At 66.6% G+C, this 17,345-nt stretch carries 25 protein-coding genes and 1 tRNA gene; 10 read left to right on the forward strand and 16 right to left on the reverse strand.

Annotation, left to right across the window (positions count from 1 at the left end; all coding sequences use genetic code 11):
• Positions 1-79: 79 nt before the first annotated feature.
• The 3 genes from psbO to KQ303_RS11385 all read right to left on the reverse strand — a co-directional run bounded on the left by psbO (position 80) and on the right by KQ303_RS11385 (position 2,490).
• Positions 80-898, reverse strand: a complete 819-nt coding sequence (gene psbO, locus KQ303_RS11375; RefSeq protein ID WP_259730381.1) for a photosystem II manganese-stabilizing polypeptide — start codon at positions 896-898, stop codon at positions 80-82.
• A gap of 112 nt (positions 899-1,010) precedes the next feature.
• The gene (gene coaBC, locus KQ303_RS11380; protein WP_259730382.1) at positions 1,011-2,303 is read right to left on the reverse strand and encodes a bifunctional phosphopantothenoylcysteine decarboxylase/phosphopantothenate--cysteine ligase CoaBC; all 1,293 of its coding nucleotides are present in this window, start codon (positions 2,301-2,303) and stop codon (positions 1,011-1,013) included.
• On the reverse strand, positions 2,293-2,490 hold the full coding sequence (locus tag KQ303_RS11385; RefSeq protein WP_198948334.1) for a DUF2555 domain-containing protein: 198 nt from the start codon (positions 2,488-2,490) through the stop codon (positions 2,293-2,295). The genes coaBC and KQ303_RS11385 overlap by 11 nt, the downstream gene beginning before the upstream one ends.
• A gap of 204 nt (positions 2,491-2,694) precedes the next feature.
• Here KQ303_RS11385 and KQ303_RS11390 point away from each other — a divergent pair.
• A tRNA-Ala gene (locus KQ303_RS11390) sits at positions 2,695-2,767 on the forward strand.
• A 431-nt stretch (positions 2,768-3,198) separates the two neighbouring features.
• Here KQ303_RS11390 and KQ303_RS11395 read toward each other — a convergent pair.
• Together KQ303_RS11395 and KQ303_RS11400 are read right to left on the reverse strand one after the other, a co-directional pair.
• Positions 3,199-3,510 (reverse strand): hypothetical protein, encoded by a 312-nt coding sequence (locus KQ303_RS11395; protein WP_259730383.1) that lies wholly within the window; start codon positions 3,508-3,510, stop codon positions 3,199-3,201.
• Between the two features lie 533 nt (positions 3,511-4,043).
• Positions 4,044-4,301 carry a hypothetical protein gene (locus tag KQ303_RS11400; RefSeq protein ID WP_259730384.1) on the reverse strand — a complete coding sequence of 86 codons (258 nt, stop codon included), beginning with the start codon at positions 4,299-4,301 and terminating at the stop codon, positions 4,044-4,046.
• A gap of 108 nt (positions 4,302-4,409) precedes the next feature.
• Between KQ303_RS11400 and KQ303_RS11405 the strand changes: the two genes are divergently transcribed.
• The 3 genes from KQ303_RS11405 to KQ303_RS11415 all read left to right on the forward strand — a co-directional run bounded on the left by KQ303_RS11405 (position 4,410) and on the right by KQ303_RS11415 (position 5,486).
• Positions 4,410-4,571 (forward strand): PCP reductase family protein, encoded by a 162-nt coding sequence (locus KQ303_RS11405; RefSeq protein WP_094514906.1) that lies wholly within the window; start codon positions 4,410-4,412, stop codon positions 4,569-4,571.
• Positions 4,572-4,707: 136 nt separating this feature from the next.
• Complete coding sequence (locus tag KQ303_RS11410; RefSeq protein WP_094514908.1) at positions 4,708-4,908, forward strand: hypothetical protein; 201 nt, start codon at positions 4,708-4,710, stop codon at positions 4,906-4,908.
• A gap of 239 nt (positions 4,909-5,147) precedes the next feature.
• The gene (locus KQ303_RS11415) at positions 5,148-5,486 is read left to right on the forward strand and encodes a DUF565 domain-containing protein (RefSeq protein ID WP_311134152.1); all 339 of its coding nucleotides are present in this window, start codon (positions 5,148-5,150) and stop codon (positions 5,484-5,486) included.
• On the opposite strand, the gene KQ303_RS11420 is transcribed toward KQ303_RS11415, so the two are convergent.
• Entirely contained in the window at positions 5,473-6,507 is a 1,035-nt protein-coding gene (locus tag KQ303_RS11420) for an aspartate carbamoyltransferase catalytic subunit (RefSeq protein WP_259730385.1), read from the reverse strand. The two genes, KQ303_RS11415 and KQ303_RS11420, sit on opposite strands and share 14 nt — an antisense overlap.
• Positions 6,504-7,259, reverse strand: coding sequence for a DNA-3-methyladenine glycosylase (locus KQ303_RS11425; RefSeq protein WP_259730386.1), 756 nt, complete (start codon positions 7,257-7,259; stop codon positions 6,504-6,506). The genes KQ303_RS11420 and KQ303_RS11425 overlap by 4 nt, the downstream gene beginning before the upstream one ends.
• A gap of 21 nt (positions 7,260-7,280) precedes the next feature.
• Between KQ303_RS11425 and KQ303_RS11430 the strand changes: the two genes are divergently transcribed.
• Positions 7,281-7,424 carry a hypothetical protein gene (locus tag KQ303_RS11430; protein ID WP_198948333.1) on the forward strand — a complete coding sequence of 48 codons (144 nt, stop codon included), beginning with the start codon at positions 7,281-7,283 and terminating at the stop codon, positions 7,422-7,424.
• A gap of 47 nt (positions 7,425-7,471) precedes the next feature.
• On the opposite strand, the gene KQ303_RS11435 is transcribed toward KQ303_RS11430, so the two are convergent.
• The gene (locus KQ303_RS11435; protein WP_259730387.1) at positions 7,472-7,771 is read right to left on the reverse strand and encodes a DUF6679 family protein; all 300 of its coding nucleotides are present in this window, start codon (positions 7,769-7,771) and stop codon (positions 7,472-7,474) included.
• Between the two features lie 167 nt (positions 7,772-7,938).
• Between KQ303_RS11435 and KQ303_RS11440 the strand changes: the two genes are divergently transcribed.
• Positions 7,939-8,715 (forward strand): creatininase family protein, encoded by a 777-nt coding sequence (locus KQ303_RS11440; RefSeq protein ID WP_259730402.1) that lies wholly within the window; start codon positions 7,939-7,941, stop codon positions 8,713-8,715.
• Positions 8,716-8,763: 48 nt separating this feature from the next.
• Positions 8,764-9,057 carry an Asp-tRNA(Asn)/Glu-tRNA(Gln) amidotransferase subunit GatC gene (gene gatC, locus KQ303_RS11445; RefSeq protein WP_259730388.1) on the forward strand — a complete coding sequence of 98 codons (294 nt, stop codon included), beginning with the start codon at positions 8,764-8,766 and terminating at the stop codon, positions 9,055-9,057.
• 10 nt (positions 9,058-9,067) lie between these two features.
• Here gatC and crtR read toward each other — a convergent pair whose 3' ends face one another.
• The 5 genes from crtR to pstS all read right to left on the reverse strand — a co-directional run bounded on the left by crtR (position 9,068) and on the right by pstS (position 13,971).
• The gene (gene crtR / locus KQ303_RS11450; RefSeq protein ID WP_094514934.1) at positions 9,068-10,108 is read right to left on the reverse strand and encodes a beta-carotene hydroxylase; all 1,041 of its coding nucleotides are present in this window, start codon (positions 10,106-10,108) and stop codon (positions 9,068-9,070) included.
• A gap of 41 nt (positions 10,109-10,149) precedes the next feature.
• Complete coding sequence (locus KQ303_RS11455; protein WP_259730389.1) at positions 10,150-11,298, reverse strand: cell wall metabolism sensor histidine kinase WalK; 1,149 nt, start codon at positions 11,296-11,298, stop codon at positions 10,150-10,152.
• A gap of 13 nt (positions 11,299-11,311) precedes the next feature.
• Complete coding sequence (locus KQ303_RS11460) at positions 11,312-12,016, reverse strand: response regulator transcription factor (RefSeq protein WP_255100663.1); 705 nt, start codon at positions 12,014-12,016, stop codon at positions 11,312-11,314.
• Positions 12,017-12,072: 56 nt separating this feature from the next.
• Positions 12,073-12,708: a Crp/Fnr family transcriptional regulator gene (locus tag KQ303_RS11465; RefSeq protein WP_094514993.1), complete on the reverse strand. Its 636-nt coding sequence runs from the start codon at positions 12,706-12,708 to the stop codon at positions 12,073-12,075.
• A gap of 282 nt (positions 12,709-12,990) precedes the next feature.
• Positions 12,991-13,971 carry a phosphate ABC transporter substrate-binding protein PstS gene (gene pstS / locus KQ303_RS11470; protein ID WP_259730390.1) on the reverse strand — a complete coding sequence of 327 codons (981 nt, stop codon included), beginning with the start codon at positions 13,969-13,971 and terminating at the stop codon, positions 12,991-12,993.
• 247 nt (positions 13,972-14,218) lie between these two features.
• Between pstS and KQ303_RS11475 the strand changes: the two genes are divergently transcribed.
• Positions 14,219-14,869: a ParB-like protein gene (locus tag KQ303_RS11475; protein WP_259730391.1), complete on the forward strand. Its 651-nt coding sequence runs from the start codon at positions 14,219-14,221 to the stop codon at positions 14,867-14,869.
• Positions 14,870-14,978: 109 nt separating this feature from the next.
• On the opposite strand, the gene KQ303_RS11480 is transcribed toward KQ303_RS11475, so the two are convergent.
• Complete coding sequence (locus KQ303_RS11480) at positions 14,979-15,161, reverse strand: hypothetical protein (protein WP_259730392.1); 183 nt, start codon at positions 15,159-15,161, stop codon at positions 14,979-14,981.
• 124 nt (positions 15,162-15,285) lie between these two features.
• On the opposite strand from KQ303_RS11480, the gene KQ303_RS11485 reads away from it, so the two are divergent.
• Both KQ303_RS11485 and KQ303_RS11490 read left to right on the forward strand, forming a co-directional pair.
• Positions 15,286-16,101, forward strand: coding sequence for a sterol desaturase family protein (locus tag KQ303_RS11485; RefSeq protein WP_259730393.1), 816 nt, complete (start codon positions 15,286-15,288; stop codon positions 16,099-16,101).
• 129 nt (positions 16,102-16,230) lie between these two features.
• Positions 16,231-16,602 (forward strand): AbrB family transcriptional regulator, encoded by a 372-nt coding sequence (locus KQ303_RS11490; RefSeq protein WP_094514962.1) that lies wholly within the window; start codon positions 16,231-16,233, stop codon positions 16,600-16,602.
• Positions 16,603-16,619: 17 nt separating this feature from the next.
• Here the strand turns inward: KQ303_RS11490 and KQ303_RS11495 are convergent, their stop codons facing one another.
• Positions 16,620-16,871, reverse strand: a complete 252-nt coding sequence (locus KQ303_RS11495) for a hypothetical protein (RefSeq protein ID WP_094514966.1) — start codon at positions 16,869-16,871, stop codon at positions 16,620-16,622.
• A 242-nt stretch (positions 16,872-17,113) separates the two neighbouring features.
• Positions 17,114-17,278 carry a hypothetical protein gene (locus KQ303_RS11500; RefSeq protein ID WP_255141600.1) on the reverse strand — a complete coding sequence of 55 codons (165 nt, stop codon included), beginning with the start codon at positions 17,276-17,278 and terminating at the stop codon, positions 17,114-17,116.
• Positions 17,279-17,345: the final 67 nt, after the last annotated feature.

Below are 17,345 nucleotides of genomic sequence, written 5' to 3' on the forward strand. Positions count from 1 at the left end.
CCGATGGGAAGGGACGAAAAAGCCCTTCCGGAGACTGCTCCGGAAGGGCTTGGCGAAATGCGGAAGGCCCGGGCCTGGCTCAGGCCTCTTCGAGGCGTCCGAACAGCTGGCCGGTAACCTTCACGTCGACAGCCTGCTTGCCGCCCATGTCGGTGTCGGAGGGCTGGATCGCCGTGAACACCCCGCCGAATTCACCGGTGGCGCTGTCGACCTTGGTGATCGAGAGGCTCATGGAGCCGCGACCATCGATGTACTGCTTGGTGTTCTCCTTGGCCAGGGCTTCGTCGTCACCGGCCGGCACCAGGCCCATAGCGCTGCTGTAGCCGGTGGTGAGTCCACGGCCCTTGGGATCCAGGAAGTTGCTGGTGCGGTAGCTGGGGGTGCGGTAGGTGCCTTCGAAATCGGTGCTGGTGCTGATCGCGGCTCCGTTGGAGGTGGCCAGCAGCTCCTTGCTGGAGAAGGTGAAGGGCACTTCCTCACCACCGGGCATGAGCACGGTGATCGGCTGGAAGTCGATGCCGCCGAGCTCCTTGAAGGTGAGGGAGTCACCGGAGACGGTCAGATCGCCATACACCTGATCCAGGCTGGAGGTGTAGCGGGTGAGGATCTTGCCGGCCACGAACTGGGCTTCCTGCCGCTTGTTGGCCGGTTCACCCTTGACGAACACCTCGCTGGGGTGGAGGCAGATGTCGCGAAGCTGATAGCGGGCGCCGGAATCGAGGGGAATCGTGCCGCGCGCAGAATCGGGAAGGGTGGGGCAGTCGTTGGCCTTGCCGGTGTTGACGATGTCTTCGTAAGTGACGTTGGAGCGACCAACAGCTTTGGCACCGCCGCCGCAGGCGGTGACCATGGTGAGGCAGAGCGCCAGCACGAGTGCGAGCAGGGGTCGGAAACGCATGGGGAGAAGCCGCGCGGGCAGGGTGAAACCTTGTTAAGGCGTGCGTCGCGGCGATCCTACAGAGGAGAAACCCGGGCTCCTGCAGCGCAGTTGCGCCTCTCAACAACATGACTCACAGCAGCCTGGCCGGTGCCGGTGGGGCAGGCTCGGAGGCCGGCGGGAGCAAGGCGCCGAGCGCATCAAGCAGCTGGTGGGCCACGGCCAGTTTCCCCATCGAAGCCAGCGGGCGCTCGTCGGAGCCCGGCCCCAGCAGCCAGCCCTGGTTGGTGGCGGCGGCGAATCCTGCACCAGGCTGATCAATCGGATTGGCGAACAGCAGATCACAGCCCTTGCGCCGGAACTTGGCCCGGGCCTGGGGCAGCACATCGCCGGAATGGGCCGCGAAGCCGAGGATCCGCTGGCCGGGCCGGCGCTGGCTCACCAGTTGCTGCAGCAGGTCGGGCACCTCCTGCCAGCCCGCCTGCAGGGACAGCGCCAGCTCCTCCTTGCCCAGCTTGGTGGGCAAGGGGGCTGCCCTGCGGTGGTCGGCCACCGCCGCCGCCATGGCGATCGCATCGGCTTCGGGCTGGAGGGCGAGCAGCTGCTGCTGCAGCTCAGCGGCGGTGACCACCGGGTGAAGCTGCAGCCCCTCCAGCCAGGCGGCCTCCACGCTGAGCGGACCATGCACCAGATCCACCTGCGCCCCCCGCAGGCGGGCGGCCTGAGCCAGCAGCACCCCCATCCGCCCCGTGCTGGGGTTGGTGAGGCAGCGGGCCGGATCGAGGAATTCGCGGGTGGGACCGGCGCTCACCAACAGCCGACGGCCGCGCCAGTCACGGCTGGCGCCATGCAGGCGCATGGATTCGAGCGCCAGTTCCAGCAGGGCCGGTTCGGCCATCCGTCCATCGCCCTGCCGATCGCAGGCGAGCAACCCGGGCTCAGGGCCCAGCGGCAGCACCCCGGCAAAGCTCTGGAGGTCGTGCCAGTTGCGGCGCACCCCAGGGCTGCTCCACATGGCGGTGTTCATGGCGGCGGCGGCGAGCACCGGCGCCTCGGCGGCCAGCAAGGTGCTCGCCAGCAGGGTGTCACCGAGGCCATGCACCCACCGGGCCAGGCTGCTGGCACTCAACGGTGCCACCACCACCAGATCGGCCCATTCGGCCAGTTCGATGTGCAGCGGCCGCGCCGCCTGGTGGCTCCATTGGTCGGCCTCCAGCAGGCAACTGCGGCGGCTGAGGCTGGCCAACGCCACCGGGCTCACCAGCCGGGTGGCACTGGGGGTGAGCACGCAGCGCGTCTCGGCGCCACGCTTGGCGAGGGCACTCACCAGGCCCGGCAGCTTGACGGCGGCGATGCTGCCACTGATGCCCACCAGGATCCTGCACCCCTCCAGGGGATCAGGACGACTGTCGCCCTCATTCCTCATCGAACGGTTCCTGATCGACCAGATGGACGTAGGGGCGGGCCAGCTCCGGGCGGTGAATCGCCAGCGCCCGCATCAGGTGCCAGTCCTGCAGGCCAGCGAAGGGGGTGGGGTAATCGTCTTCATCGAGGCGGCGGGCCAGCTCGGCGATCGCGGCTTCATCAAAGGCCTCAAGCCGCTCGGGGGTGATCGCTGGGCCACCGCTTCTCTGCGGCTGGCCGGCGGCCTCGGACGTGGACGGAGCGATGGGGTCGGCCAAGGCAATGGAGACAGATGTCCGGTTTCATTCCATCGCATCAACGGCCTAGCGGCTGCTCGCTGCCTCAACGGCCCTGCCAGCGAACGCCCAGCCGCCCCGGCAGACACCCAGGCGGCAGTGATAGCTTTTCGCCACGGGGAATTAGCTCAGCTGGTAGAGCGCTGCGATCGCACCGCAGAGGTCAGGGGTTCGAGTCCCCTATTCTCCATCGGCTTCTCAGACTTTCAGGCACTCCGTTCAAAGGGGCTCCGCCCCCTGTGGAGATAGGCGTAGACGTAAGAAAGCTTTGCTGCAGCAGCCCGTCAGCCCTCTCCTCGCGTTCTGCCAGAGCCAGGAAGCCACCGAGGCCGCCATCGATGAGAGCCAGGCCATGCCGGCGAATGCAAAGCGGAGAGCCGGCACCCCAAAGCCATGAGGTGATGAGCCATTGGTGACCGGACGGTTCGTTTGATTGGCTCTGTGAGCTGGCGGTGGGACAAGCAGGATCACAGCGCCCGAAGCAGGCCCGCCTGGCTGACGGGAGCGAATCGACCAACGGGAGCGGCTCAGCCAAGAGCGGAAAGGCTGGGCACGGAAAGGCTGCGCGCCGAAAGGCCGAGATGGGATCAGGCGCTGGCTTCTGCCTGAGCGACCGACGCTCTAGAAGTCGGCGTAGATCTTCTGAAAGGCAGCGAAGGTTTCCTGGTTGTTCATACCAGCCACGGCGATCACGATCGTGCCGATCTTGCTGCTGCAAGAGACATTAAGGGTCATCGGCAAGTCTGCATGAGCGGCGTAGAAATCGGATTTGTCTACCACTTCATGCTCGGATGTAAACCCATGCTTGTTGGCGAGCATGGTGGCCCGTTGAACACAGCCTTCAACTGACTTGACGCCCAGGATGGCATCTGCGTACACATAGGGGACTGCCAAAGCCGGAAGTGGAAGGGCGATGGCGCAGGCCGCCAGCACGGCGCAGGGCGCCAGCCGTGCCGGGCATCCAAAGACTGACATTGCGTTCCGTGAACTCTGTACAGCCTACCCGGGTTAAAAAGATGCAGCAAAGAATGACAACAATCCAACGCATTGAGCAGCGATCCATGAGCATTGAGCAGCGCGAACCATGTCGTGAATCAGCCGCGCACCATCTGCAGACATCACCCCATCAGAGTGGTCGGGCCCATGGATTCACAGATTCATCCAAAAGGCGAAGAATCCACGGCAGGCGGCCACCTGCCCTCTTCCACCGTCTCCACCGGTGCAGGGCGGCTCACGGACTGAGCAACTCCTGCACTGAAGAAGAGATCTCGCTCCTCAGGGATGTTCACCGCGGGGCGCCAAGCACCGGCCAGAGATCATCCTCTGCTTCTCACGAGCGGGAGCCGTTCAAGCCTCACGTTCGGGAAGCCTTCAGGTCTCACGTGGGAAAAACCCTCAAATCTCACGCACGCGAGGAGCTCGACTCTCGCGGGGGAAAGCTCTTCAACTCTCTCAAGGGCAGCGCTTCAACTCTCGTGTGCTGGAGCCGCTGAACTGGTGCTGGCATCGAGCAAGCCGGCGAGGGCGGCCTGATAGCTGTCACGGTCGGCGGGGTCGCCCACAAGCGTGATGGCACCGCTGTCGGGCCACCAGTTGAGGCGGAGGTTGGTCTGCTTTTCGTCGAAGACGAACATCTCGTACGCCCCCTTGTGCTCCCAGTGACCGGGATGGTCGAGGCTGGTGACGATGGACTTGAGCTCGTCGAGGCTTCCGTGAAACTGCACGCAGGGGGCATCCGATCCGCCCACTCTTGCAAAACGGCTGTCTCCGGCCTGTTGCCTATGCGACCTGACGCCAGGCCTCCCCACATCCCCCAACGACTGACCTGAACCATGGACTGGACCAGCGACGCCGAGCAGAAGCTCAAGGAAGTGCCCTTCTTCGTGCGCCCCGCCGTGCGGCGTCGGATCGAAGCGCTGGCGCAGGAGGCGCAGCTCAGCACGATCGATCTCACCTTCTACGACGAGGCACGAGCCCGCTTCGCGCGCCGCTGAGCCCGCCGGTTTCCGTGCCACCGACGGTGCGGCAGGCACGGCTGGAGGTCCTGCTCCGGTGCAGCCCTTGCCTGGCCAGCGGGTCAGGGGGGGTCGATAGGGTAAAAGGGAGCTCAGCATCCTGCCTCCCGCCTCCATGTCGCAGTCAAAGCGAGAACAGGTCGTCAGCCATCTCCGCTACATCCGTCAGGAATTGCGCGAAATGCACCAGGGCGTCATGGAAGACGGCCTGCTGCCCGAGGCCGGCGAGGTGCGCGGCGTGATGGCGCAGATGGAAGCACTGCTCGAACTGCTCGAGGGCAAGGGCGCCCGCAAGAACAAGGACGGCGACGGCTGAGGCCGGCGGTCCCTTGACAGCACCCGCGGAGGGTGCATCTTGCCGGGACGCGAAACCATCGGTTGTCTGGGGCCGTTCCCATCCCCCTGGCCCGGGCCCTGCCCGGGCCTTTTTATTTCAATCCCCTATGGATGGCGTTTGGGGGTACCCCCCACACCAGAAATGGTGTAAAAAGTGTTTGGCAGTTGTCCGGGCCAGGTGATGGGGATCGCCAGCCGTTGCTCCTGCCACCCTCTTCCGTGACCCGCCTGCAGCAGACCAGGCTTCATCGCCAGATCGGTCTGGCCGGTGAACGGCTGCAAGGTTGGGCCCACAATCCCTGGCGCCGGCTGTCTCTGCAGGTGATCACGCTGCTGGGCGGCTTCTTCATGGGGGGCTCGGTGGGCATGCTCATCGGCGCCCTCTCCTATCTGGACCCGGTCGCCGCCCTGGCCAGCGTGGCACTGATGGAGCTGTCGGTGCGCACCCGCCGCGCCCTGCTGCAGCAGAGCGGCGACCGCCTCACCCTGCAGCTGATCGATGCCGCCCGTACCGGCTTCCTCTACGGGCTGTTACTGGACGGTTTCAAGCTGCTGTGAACGGGTCGGGTTCAGCGGCAGCCAGCAGATACAACAGCGCCATGCGGATCGGAATGCCGTTGCGCACCTGCTCTTCCACCAGGCAGCGGCTGGGATCATCCAGCAGCGCACCGCTCAGCTCCACGCCACGGTTCACCGGCCCCGGGTGCAGCACCGGCACCGGCTTGCCGCACAACTCCAGCCGCCGGTGGCTGAGGCCGTACTGGCGGTGGTAGGTGTCCAGACTGGTGAGCAGGTGCTGGTGCATGCGCTCCTGCTGCAGGCGCAGGGTCATCACCGCATCGGCGCCCGGCAGGGCCTCCTCCAGCTGACGCGCAATGCGGATCGAGCCGCGCCGCTCCACCGGATCGTGCGCCTGGCCCGGCGGCGGTGCCTGCACGAAGGCAGCGAAGCCATCGGGCAGCAGCGTGGCAGGACCGCAGAGCACCACATCAGCGCCGCAGGCGGTGAGCGCCCACAGGTTGGAGCGGGCCACGCGGGAATGGAGCACATCCCCCACGATCACGATGCGCTTGCCGGCCAGGGCAGCGGGCGTGGGCGCCGTCGGCTCGAACCAGCGAGCGAGGGTGAGCAGATCCAGCAGCCCCTGGCTGGGATGGCTGTGCAGACCATCGCCGCCGTTGAGCACCGCCACCCGCTCGCCGCTGCGGTCGAGGGCGCGGGCCATGGCGGCGGGCACAGCGGCGCAGGCATGACGCACCACCAGCACGTCGGCGCCCATGGCCACGTAGGTGCGGGCGGTATCCAGCAGGCTCTCGCCCTTGCTCAACGAGCTGGAGGCCGGTGAGAAACTCTGCACATCAGCTGACAGCCGCCGGGCGGCCAGCTCGAAGCTGCTGCGGGTGCGGGTGCTGGGCTCGAAGAACAGGCTGGTGACCAGACGGCCCTGCAGGGCCGGCAAACGCCGCGCGCCGCTGGTGGGCAGGGAGCGGAAGCGCTGCGCCAGCTCCAGCACGGTGGCGAAGTCGGCGAGGGAGAAGGCGGAGAGATCCAGCACATGGCGGTGGCTCCAGCGGCTCATGGCAGCCCACCCGGTGTGGCCATCGCGGCGGGGCAGAAGGCCGCCGCCGGCCGGGGCGGGCGATCGCCCCGCGCGCGGCGGCTGACGCTGCGACTGGCGCGCAGATACCAGCGCCAGGGCAACTCCTGGGCCTGAGAAATGCCGATGCGGGTGGTGCACACCATCGGGTCGTCGCCCGCCTGCTCACAACCCTGCCACCAGCGCTGGAGCGCCTCCGGGCGCGGCGCGATCCAGGCCCCCTGCGGCGGTGCCAGCAGCTGGCGGTCGTGGCAGCGGTTCAGGCCGAAACGCCGCGCCAGCAGAGCGGGGCCGGCAGCGATCCGCTCGGCCTCGCCCGGCAGGGCCACGGCCCTGAGCAGGACCCCACTGGCGTGGTCGTCGTGTCCTGTGACCACATTCACGCAGTGATGCAGGCCGTAGGTGAGATACACATACAAGCGGCCCGGCGGGCCGAAGAGGGTGTCGTTGCTGGGGGAACGGCGGCGGTGCCCATGGCAGGCGGGTTCACTCTGGCTATAGGCCTCGGTTTCCACCACCACCCCCCAGACATGGCCGCCACCGGGCAGGGCGCGCACCAGCAGGCAGCCCACCAGATCGGGGGCCACCTGCTCGGCGGGACGGGCGAAGGCCTTTAGCGGCAGGCCGGCGCCGGCCGCAGCGGGCAGCCGGTGATCGCTCGCGCACACGGCTGCGCCCGCCGGGTCGCCACCCGCCAGACTGGCGCCGGCGGGGGTGGTCACAGTCCCTGCCATTCGTCCGATCGGCTCCTTCCCTTGTCCAGCGCTCTCTCCAGTTTCAACCTCGGCACCGTGCTGCTGGCCGGCAGCGGGCTGTTCGTCCTGGCCACCCTCTACTTCGGCACCCGCGGCGGCTTCTACGACACCGACGATTACGACGGCAACGGCACGGCCCACTGACGTCGAGCCAGCGGGCGTTGTGCCTGGGCAAACCCGCCCAGCCGCGTTCAGCCCTGGCTGTGCAGCCGTTCCGATTCCGGGCAGTCGTCGGCTGTTTCCAGATCCTCCGTACTGCCGCTGCGGCTGAACGAGGCCAGCCGGGTGCTCACCGCCCCGATCGATTCCAGCCGCACGCTCTCCTCCCAGCTGTGGCGCTCGTCGTCGTCGGCCATGTCGTAGCGGAGGGTGACCAGATCGCCCACGATCTCCACCACGGTGGCCTGCTCGATCCAGCGCTGCTGATCCCGCAGGAACACCCACACCGGGCGTTTCTCGCTGCAGAACTGGTCCAGCTTGCGGTGCAACATCACCCTCCCGGCCAGCGCCGGACGAGGCCGGGTCAGGCCCGGTTGGCTTCGATCCTAGAGATGATGCACGGGTCAGTTTCATGCGGCGGCCCCGCCGCCTTTCGCCGGTGAGCACCACGTCCCCCCCCGCACCGGCCACGGCGGGCAGCCCCGCCGTTCCGGGCCCGGTGGCCGGTCATGAGGCGATCCGGCTGCAGCTGCGCAGCTGGCCGGAGGTGGAGGCCTATCTGGAGCGCTGCAAGGGGGTGATCGTGCCGCTCGGCTCCACCGAACAGCACGGGCCCACCGGCGCCATCGGCACCGACGCCCTCACCGCCGAAGCGGTGGCGCTCGAGGTGGGACGCCGAACCGGCGTGCTGGTGACGCCCGCGCAGGCCTTCGGCATGGCGGAGCACCACCTGGCCTTCCCCGGCACGATCAGCCTCCAACCCGCCACCCTGCTGGCCGTGCTGCATGACGTGGTGCTGTCGCTGGCACGGCATGGCTTCCAGCGCATCTTCGTGATCAATGGGCATGGCGGCAACATCGCCACGGCGCGGGCCGCCTTCGCCCAGGCCTACAGCACCGCCGCCGCCCGCGGGCTGCCCCATGCCACCGAGCTGCGTTGCCGGCTGGCCAACTGGTTCATGGCGGGGCCGGTGATGCGGCAGGCCCGGGAGCTCTATGGCGATCGTGAAGGGCACCACGCCACCCCCAGCGAAATCGCCCTCACCCTGCACCTGGAGCCCAGCCTGATCGCCCTGCAGCGCCCCTTGCCGGAAGCGGCGCCGGCGGGCCCGATCCACGGGCCGGAGGATTTCCGCCGCCGCCACCCCGATGGGCGCATGGGCTCCGATCCCTTCCTGGCCACCGCCGCCCATGGCGCGGCCATCCTCGATCAGGCCGCCAGCGCGCTCACCGCCGATCTCGAAGCCTTCCTCAGCGACGGGGAACCAGCCGACTGAACGGGTGGGCGCAGGCTAGGTTCGGCCTCAGATGTGAGCTCCGGTGCGATGAGCAGGATCGACAGCGACGACGTGCGCAAGGTGGCCAAACTGGCCCGCCTGGAGCTGCCTGAAGAGAAGATCGCCACTTACACCAGCCAGCTGGAGCGCATCCTCGATTACGTCGCCCATCTTGAGCAGGTGGACACCGAGGGCGTGCCAGCCACCACCCGCGCGGTGGAAGTGGTGAACGTGACCCGCGACGACCGGGTGGATCCCACTCCCGTGCGCGAGGAACTGCTGGGGTTGGCGCCGCAGCGCCAGGGCGATTTCTTCCGGGTGCCGAAAATCCTGGCCGACTAGCTTCTTTCGCTCAGCTCACCGTGGAGCGGGGCACAGGGGAAACGGCGGTGCGGTGCAGCAGCGCCAGCACATGACGGCGGGCGCGGGGGCTGGGGAAGAGCGCGGCGATCGGGCGCAGGCGACTGCGGCGGCGCTTGTGGCTGCGGATGCCGCAGAAGATGTCGTAGAGGAAATTGATGCCGTCGTGGCGAGTTTCAAACAACCCCAGCCGCTGAGGTGAGCCTTTGGATTCGAGCAGATCCTGGGTGGCGCGGTAGGCGTCCTGATACTCGAACCAGGGAATCGAGGGCCAGAGATGGTGAACCAGGTGATAGTTCTGGCCCATGATCAGCCAGTTCATCACGCGACTGGGATACACCCGGGCGTTCTGCCAGCGGTTGCGCGAAAGGAAGGGGCGGTGAGGCAGATAGTCGAAGAAGAGGCCCAGTGTGACACCCACCATCAGCGCCGAAGCGAACCAGACGTTGAGCACGAACGGCAGGAAGTTGAAGCGGATTGAAGCAGCCACGATCGTGAAGAACAGGGCCCGGGCCAGACCCCACTCGAGCAACTCCCAGCGCCGCCAGAGGCGATGGCGGAAGAAGAACACTTCGTGATAGAAGAAGCGGGGAGCAATCAACCACAGCGGACCGAACGTGGACACGATGTGGTCGGGGTCGCGCTTGGGATCGTTCACATGGGCGTGGTGCTGAAGGTGCACCCGCGTGAACACCGGAAAGCTGAAGCCCAGCAGCAGCGCCGCGCCGTGACCCATCACCGCATTCCAGAAGCGGTTGGGATGGGCGGCGTTGTGGCAGGCATCGTGGATCACCGTGCCCTCCAGGTGGAGCGCAAGGAAACCGAGCAGCAGCAGCACCGGCAACGACCAGTTGCCCACGAACCAGCCCCAGATGCAGAGCCCGGCCAGGGCGTAGCCCGCCAGAAACAGACCCACGGTGGGATTCCACGGCTCCGGCGGGTCGAGATACATCTTCGGCACCGACTGCCGCACAGGAGCCGTGCTGGCGGAGGCGGCATGCTGTTCAGGCGGGAGGGCCAGAGCTTGTGTCATCCCCTGATCCGACGCCCTACTGGCAATGGTGAGCCCTCACCTTACGGGGAAACCGAAGGAAGGGGCGACTCGCCCCGCGGCAGCACCAGCTCCACCAGGGCACCACCGGCAGGATGGTTGCGAGCCTCCACCCGACCGCCGTGGGTGAGGGCAATCTGCTGCACGATCGCCAGGCCGAGGCCGCTGCCGGAGCGGCGGCTGCGCACCCTGGAGGGATCACCGCGGTAGAAGCGCTCGAACAGATGCTTGAGGTCAGTGTCGCTGAACCCACAGCCGCGATCGCGCACCGTGAGTTCCCACCACTGCCCCGTGCCGCTGATGCCCACGTCAATCGCGGTGCCGTCGGGGGTGTAGCGCAGGGCGTTATCGAGCAGGTTGAGCAGAGCCCGGTGCAGGCGGCTCCCATCCCCCCGCAGCGGCGCGCTTGGGCAGGCCGCCAGATCGAGGCTCACGGCGCGCTGGTCGGCCAGGGGGCGCAGGCTGCTCCAGGCCTCCGCCAGCAGGTCGCGCAGGTCGAGGCAGCGGTAGCGCTCGTCATCGCCGGGGAGGCTGTTCTCCAGCCGCGACAACTCCAGCAGGTCCCCCACCAGCTCCCGCAACCGCTCCAGCTCACGTTGCAGCCGCTCGATCAGCACGACGTTGGAACGGGTGGCCTGGGCGGCCAGGCTGTCGCCCACCAGCAGCAGGGCCGTGAGGGGCGTCTTGAGCTCATGGGCCACATCACTCACCCAGCGGCTCTGTTGATCAAGCTGGGATTCGAGCGAGCGGCGGCTGCTGAGCCACACCGCCATCCAGCCGTCCTCTCCGGGCAGCAGGGTGGCTTCCAGCGGCTCGGCCCCGAGGCTCCACTCCACCCGCTGGGCCCGCTCCAGCCGGCGGGAGCGCTGGACGCCCTCCTCCAGCTCGGGCGAATGAACCAGCTGGCTGAGCTCTTCGCCACGCAACAGCGAATCGGCGGGCAACTGCAGCAGATGATCAGCCTTGGTGTTGATCGCCTGGATGGTGCTGGCCCGATCGAGGGCCAGCCAGCCGTGCGGGGCCGCATTCAGCCAGGCGAGCAGCTGGGAGCGGCTGAGCGGGGGTGCCGCCAGCGCACGGGCCTGAAGCGAACGGCGGCGCCAACTGGCGGCCGCCCGGGCCAGGCCCCAGCCGATCAGCACGCCGAAGGCCAGGGTGAGCAGAGACCTCACGGGAACAGAGCCCTCAACCGAAGCGGTAGCCGAAGCCTCGCACTGTGAGGATGTGTTCGGGAGCGGAGGGGTTGGCCTCCAGCTTTTCCCGCAACCAGCGGATGTGCACGTCCACGGTCTTGGTGTCCACCACGTAGTCGGTGCCCCAGACCTCATCAATCAGCTGGTTGCGGTTCCAGACCCGGCCGGGGTTCTGCATGAAGAACTCCAGCAGGCGGTATTCCTTCGGCGAAAGGTTCACATTCACCCCCTCGCGGGTGACACGGAACTCATCGGGATAGAGGGTGAGACCCGCATGGCTGATGGCCGGGCGCACCGGAAAGCGCTCGGACGGGCCCTGGGAGCGGCGTAGCAGGGCGCGGCACCGTGCCACGAGTTCACGCAGCCCGAACGGCTTGACCAGGTAATCGTCGGCGCCGAGCTCAAGGCCAAGCACCCGATCGGTTTCGGTGTCACGGGCGCTCACCATCAGGATCGGTGTGTGGGCATCGCTGCGGCGCAGATGGCGGCACACATCCAGGCCGCCCACACCAGGCAGCATCAGATCCAGCACCACCAGATCAAAGCCCCCGCTCGACGCCTGCTGGCGGGCATCGATCTGGTTGATCGCCTGACGGCCGTTGGAGGCACACACCACATCGAAACCTTCATGGCGGAGCGCCTCTTGAAGGGTGGTTCTGATGCCTTCATCATCATCGACGATCAGCAGCCGTGGCATGGGGGTTCCGGCCCAGGGGGCATCCTGGGCTGAAGCTAGGCCAGGCTCCTGCCGGCTCATCGGCGCTTGGGCAGATGGCTGATCACCAGATGGCGCTGCCCATCGATCTGCAGCCAGCCCTCTTCACGCAGCACGCCCAGCACGCGGGTGACGGTGACGCGGGTGGTGGAGAGGGCGCTGGCCAGTTCCTGATGGGTGAGCCGCAGGTTCAGCCGCAGGCCGGTGTCGCAGGCCTGGCCATAATCCTGAGCCAGCAATTCCAGGAAGCCGCGCACCCGTTCTTCAACGCGCCGCAGCCCCAGCAGCGACAGCATGGTTTCGGCCTGGCGGTAGCGCGACACCAGGGCCTGCATCATCGCCATGGCGAGATGGGGGGACTGCTCGATCTCAGCGCAGGAGAGGCAGAGCAGATCGGAATCGCAGATCGTGTACGCGCCGTAGGCCTGCACATTGGTGAGCGGCTCGCCGAAGGGTTCGTTGGGGCCAGCCAGGCCGAGCAGCAGTGCATCGCCGTGCATGGTGACGGCCTCAAGTTTCACCATGCCGCGCACCACCAGCCAGATGCTGTTCTTGATCAACGGCACACCGCTTCCGGCGGTGACGTGCAGCAGGTTGCGGTTGCGATAGCTGGTTTCGAGGATGTCTCGAATGGCGCCGCTGCGGCCGGCATCACGGAAAGGTGTCGAAACCATGGCCATCACCCGGGGACACCATTGAGCGTATGGAGGACTACCGACAACAAGGCAAAGGCCGGATAAGCAGTCGGTTAAGCAGCGGCTAAGGCCCCGGGCGGCGAGCAAGGCACAAGCGCTGGGCCGTCCCCAATCGGGTGCAATGTTTCAAAGAGGCTGCGGGTCAAGACAAGTTCAAGACCAAGATCAACGCCCCTCAAAAAGAAAGGGGGCCGAAGCCCCCCTTGCGGTTGGGAAAGGCCGAGATGGGCCTTCCCGGTTGCGAACGCCTGAATCTGAGGATCAGGAGCCGATGTTGGCGATGGCCTTGCGGGCGCTGCTGAGGATGGAGCCGCGCAGGGGCACATAACCGAGGTCGTCGGCCTTGCCCTGGGCGGCAGGGCTAAGCAGATGGGTCATGGCCGCACGGATGGAGCTGGCTTTGGCGCCGTTGCCCTTGCGGTACGCCAGCACCCAGGTGAGGGTGGCGATGGGGTAGCTGTCAGCGCCGGCCGGGTTGGGATCTTCACCCGCCAGCATGGCGTTCAGCTGGATGTTGTTGAGGGCGGCGGCGCCACTCTTGAGGTTGGGGAGCACGAACTTGCCCGCCTTGTTCTGGACGGCAGCCGCGCGGATCTTGCCCTTCACGAAGGCCTGGTTGAGGTAGCCGATCGAGCCGGGGGTGTTCTGGATGATGCCAGCCACACCTTCGTTGCCCTTGCCGCCCACACCAACGGGCCACTTGACGGCTTTGCCTTCACCCACGCGGCTCTTCCAAGCCGGCGAGAAGGCAGATAGGGAGTTGGTGAACGCGAAGGTGGTGCCGGAGCCGTCGGAGCGGTGAACCACGGAGATCCGGCCGGGCTTGCAACCGAGTTGCTTCCAGTCGTTGATCACGCCCAAGAACACATCAGCGGCCTGCTTCTGGGTGAGCTTGAGGTTGCAACCGGGCTGGTTGAAGGCGATCGCAATCGTGCCGCCCACGGTGGGGAACTGCACCACACCACGGCTGACCTTGGCAGCATCCGCGGCGCTGATCGGCTCGTCGGTGGCACCGAAATCCACAGTGCCAGCGATGAATTGGCGCACACCAGCACCTGAACCAACCGACTGATAATTGATCCTCGGACCGCCGCCAGCTGCCAGATCAGCAAAGGCGCGTTGGTAAAATGGGGCTGGGAATGAAGCGCCGGCTCCATTGAGTGCGGTCTGTGCTGTAGCCGCCGCACCAACGCCGAGAACAGCAAGAGAACCAAAAACCAGGGCCTTCTTCGCGAAGGTCATTGGAGCAGCCCAGTTGAAAGACCACTGATAGTTAGCAGCGCCAGATGACCAGGCGTGTAATGGAACGGTTAAGAGCCTGTCAAGATCAGAGATGAAGGGAACATTCTCCGCGCGAACGGGCTGTTCATGAACGAAACAACAGATCAAATCGTGTAGAGAGCAACTCCCGCCTGCAGGCCAAGCTGTCTCCACCGGCCACGCCGGCAGCGCCTGACCGCACCCTCCTCCGGACACACCCCTCCCGTTCATGTCTCAGCTGCAGCAACCCTTCGAGCCCCTGCCGCCGCCGCCCGAGGCCGAGGCACTGATCGAAGTGCCGGTGGCGGAGCTGCAGCCCACCCAGATGTGCATCGGCATGGCGGAGGTGCTGCACCGGCGCGCCGACTTCCGGGGCGAACCCGACAAGCAGCGGCGCAACTACCTGCGGAAGAAGCCGGTGCCGCTGGCGCGCAGCGCCGCTGGCGGCCTCTGGATGGTGGACCGGCACCACCGCCTGCGCGGCCTGCTGGATGTGGACCCCGGGGCCACCGCCTACGGCTACGTGGTGCGTCAGCTCGACCACAGCGACCGGCCCTCAGTGCTGCGGGAGCTCCAAATGCTGGGCTGGCTGTATCTGTTCGACGGCCGCGGCCAGGGCCCCTTGCCGCCGGAGCGGCTGCCCAGCAGCCTGCTGGACCTGCACGACGACCCCTACCGCAGCCTGGTGTGGAAGCTGAAGCGGGAGGGGGTGATCGAGGCGGCCCCTCTGATTCCCTTCCATGAGTTCCGCTGGGGGGCCTGGCTGCGTAGCCGTTACCTGCCACCGTTCACCTCACTGCGGCTGGAGCCGGCCCTGCCGGCCGCCCGCGCCCTGGCACGCTCCCAGGCCGCCTCGCGGCTGGCGGGCTGGAAAGGCTGATGGCTGAGGGCTAGTAGCTGATCACGGTGGCGCTGGGCGGATCACCACCGCGGAACCACTCCAGCAGAGGGTCACCGCCCGGTCGCAGATCTGCGCGGTAACGAGCTGATCACGCAGCAGCTGGCGGAACCCGGCGCAGGGGATTCCCAGGCTTGACGGCGTTCTGCAGCCGGTCGCGGTCCGCGAGGGCGGAGTCGTGTGCCCGCACCCGGAAGGCGGCGGTGGTGACGGTCAAGACCAGCACGGCGCTTCCAGCCACGGCCAGGAGCGCCAGCCGTTCTGTGCCGACCACCCCCGGTGTGGCATTGCGAACAGAACCTTGGCGGGTTGGGGGGACAGCCGGGTGCGTGCCAGGGGGAAACCCACCCTGGAGGAATCGGCCAGCGCCCATACGGTGAAGGGAATGGCGGTCAGGCATGCAGAGCCACGGGTTCGGCTTCTACGTGGTGGTGTTCTTCGCGGTGATCGTGCTGCGCTACTTCCTCGTGGCCGGAATCTCCCATCTGCTGTTGTACCGATCTGAGCCGACGGGCGCCACGGCGATCGTGGCCGCAGCGGCTTCGCCGCAGCCTCCGGCGATCGGCCGCCGCCCCTCGCGCCGCTGGATCGGCCATGACATCCGGCTCTCGATGATGTCGGCGGCGATCTTCGCACTGGCCACCGCCGCGATGATGACGGCCTACAACCATGGCTTCACCCTGCTATACGACGGCACCAGCATGCGTGGCCTGCTCTATGCCGCGTTCAGCTATGGCGCCGTGCTGATCCTGCAGGACGGTTATTTTTTCGCCACCCATCGGTTGTTCCATCACCCTGCCCTGTTCGCGCGCTGGCATCAGGGTCATCACCGATCGCCGTGCCCTACACCCTGGACCTCCTTCGCTTTCGATCCGGCCGAAGCGGCGGTCCAGGCGGTGTTCCTCGTGGCGATCGTGTTCGTGGTGCCCCTCCATGTGGTGACCCTGCTGGCGGTGCTCACCACCATGAGCGTGTGGGCGGTGGTGAACCACCTCGGCCTCGATCGCCTGCCCGGTTCATTTCCGCACCACTGGCTGGGACGCTGGGTGATCGGCCCCCAGCATCATTCGCTCCACCACCGCAGGCACAGCGTTCACTTCGGTCTTTATTTCACGTTCTGGGACATCCTCTGCGGCACCCAGGATCCTGTCTATAGCAGGGAACTGAGCCCTCGTCCAGAGCCATCATGCCCAGTGTCGCCAGGGACCAGCTAAGCGAAGACGCTCCATTTTCGGGCTCGGTCATACGATGTTGCCGCTGGATCGCAGCTTGAATTGGCCACCCACTTGCAGAGGCATACCCTTCGATTGCTATGTTGAAGACGTCTTCAGGCGCATCCGAACATGCTCACTGGATCTGATTTGCTGGCCAAAGTCAAGGAGCTTGGCGATGCCTCCAAGTCTGAGCTCGTCCGCAGCTGCGGTTATCTCAGCACCAAGAAGGACGGCACCGAGCGGCTCAACTTCACGGCCTTCTACGAAGCTCTGCTGGAAGCCAAAGGCGTGAGCCTCGGCAATGGCGCGGGCTCACCGGTCAGCAAGGGCGGCCGCAAACTCAGCTTCGTGGCCACCGTGCAAGGCAATGGAAACCTGCTGGTGGGCAAGGCCTACACCGGTCTGCTCGATCTCAAACCCGGCGATGAGTTCGAACTGAAGCTGGGCCGCAAGCAGATCCGCCTCGTGCCGGTCGGCGGCGACGACACCGACGAAGACTGATCGTCGGCCCTGAGCGATCAACCCTGGGCAAAGGGTGTTGCAGCCAGTTGCTGGCGCAGCCGATCAATTGACCGACCGGTCCTATCGTGCTGCGCCACCCAAACGAGCGGGCACAGGATCAACGAGAAGCCCAGGGTGAGCGGGACCAGTCCCAGCGCCCACAGGATGCATCGGTTACCGCAGAGATAGTGCACCCGCTGGTGCTCGTTGATCATTCCGTACCGCCGGGCGGCCATCACGATCGCCTGTTCTTCTTCCGTCAGTCCCATCGCCAGGGGGCTCTTGAAGACGCAGAACTGTTGTAGAGGCCCAGGGTTGAGGTTCCGTTAAGGCCACCAAGCCGGAGCACCCGTCAGGGTTTGTGGCACCACAGGCGGTTGTGTCGACCGTCACGGCGATGGACTGAACCGGGTGGTCCGGTGTGCGGCTCGCCAGTTGTTGTGTTGGCGTGTGTGGTGCCCAGTTCCGTGGTGCCGGTCACCGGCAGCGCGCGGGGAAGGGGCCTGGCTGCTCAGCTGTTGTCGGCTCGTTCGATCGGCGCCAGGCTGCGCAGATAGCGCTTGCGCTGCCCTGAAGCCCAGGGCTCGTCGATGCGCGTGGACAGGGCGCCGTCGGGGTCGGCTTCAGGACCGGCCGGCTCAGGCCCGGCCAGGGATCGGGGAAGCGACTTGTTCATGACGACACATTAAGGAGGCGGCTGGCAGGCCGTTGGTGCGCGGCACAGCCAAACGCATGTGTCAGCG

This window comes from Synechococcus sp. CS-1333 (assembly GCF_025128015.1).
Lineage (GTDB): Bacteria > Cyanobacteriota > Cyanobacteriia > PCC-6307 > Cyanobiaceae > MW101C3.

What these genes read in the sequence shown, in the direction of transcription:
- psbO (WP_259730381.1), bottom strand. Translation starts at nt 898, where the DNA reads ATGCGTTTCCGACCCCTGCTCGCACTCGTGCTGGCGCTCTGCCTCACC.
- coaBC (WP_259730382.1), bottom strand. Translation starts at nt 2,303, where the DNA reads ATGAGGAATGAGGGCGACAGTCGTCCTGATCCCCTGGAGGGGTGCAGG.
- KQ303_RS11405 (WP_094514906.1), top strand. Translation starts at nt 4,410, where the DNA reads ATGGACTGGACCAGCGACGCCGAGCAGAAGCTCAAGGAAGTGCCCTTC.
- KQ303_RS11410 (WP_094514908.1), top strand. Translation starts at nt 4,708, where the DNA reads ATGTCGCAGTCAAAGCGAGAACAGGTCGTCAGCCATCTCCGCTACATC.
- KQ303_RS11420 (WP_259730385.1), bottom strand. Translation starts at nt 6,507, where the DNA reads ATGAGCCGCTGGAGCCACCGCCATGTGCTGGATCTCTCCGCCTTCTCC.
- KQ303_RS11425 (WP_259730386.1), bottom strand. Translation starts at nt 7,259, where the DNA reads ATGGCAGGGACTGTGACCACCCCCGCCGGCGCCAGTCTGGCGGGTGGC.
- KQ303_RS11435 (WP_259730387.1), bottom strand. Translation starts at nt 7,771, where the DNA reads ATGTTGCACCGCAAGCTGGACCAGTTCTGCAGCGAGAAACGCCCGGTG.
- gatC (WP_259730388.1), top strand. Translation starts at nt 8,764, where the DNA reads ATGAGCAGGATCGACAGCGACGACGTGCGCAAGGTGGCCAAACTGGCC.
- crtR (WP_094514934.1), bottom strand. Translation starts at nt 10,108, where the DNA reads ATGACACAAGCTCTGGCCCTCCCGCCTGAACAGCATGCCGCCTCCGCC.
- KQ303_RS11460 (WP_255100663.1), bottom strand. Translation starts at nt 12,016, where the DNA reads ATGCCACGGCTGCTGATCGTCGATGATGATGAAGGCATCAGAACCACC.
- KQ303_RS11465 (WP_094514993.1), bottom strand. Translation starts at nt 12,708, where the DNA reads ATGGTTTCGACACCTTTCCGTGATGCCGGCCGCAGCGGCGCCATTCGA.
- pstS (WP_259730390.1), bottom strand. Translation starts at nt 13,971, where the DNA reads ATGACCTTCGCGAAGAAGGCCCTGGTTTTTGGTTCTCTTGCTGTTCTC.
- KQ303_RS11475 (WP_259730391.1), top strand. Translation starts at nt 14,219, where the DNA reads ATGTCTCAGCTGCAGCAACCCTTCGAGCCCCTGCCGCCGCCGCCCGAG.
- KQ303_RS11485 (WP_259730393.1), top strand. Translation starts at nt 15,286, where the DNA reads ATGCAGAGCCACGGGTTCGGCTTCTACGTGGTGGTGTTCTTCGCGGTG.
- KQ303_RS11490 (WP_094514962.1), top strand. Translation starts at nt 16,231, where the DNA reads ATGCTCACTGGATCTGATTTGCTGGCCAAAGTCAAGGAGCTTGGCGAT.
- KQ303_RS11495 (WP_094514966.1), bottom strand. Translation starts at nt 16,871, where the DNA reads ATGGGACTGACGGAAGAAGAACAGGCGATCGTGATGGCCGCCCGGCGG.
- KQ303_RS11500 (WP_255141600.1), bottom strand. Translation starts at nt 17,278, where the DNA reads ATGAACAAGTCGCTTCCCCGATCCCTGGCCGGGCCTGAGCCGGCCGGT.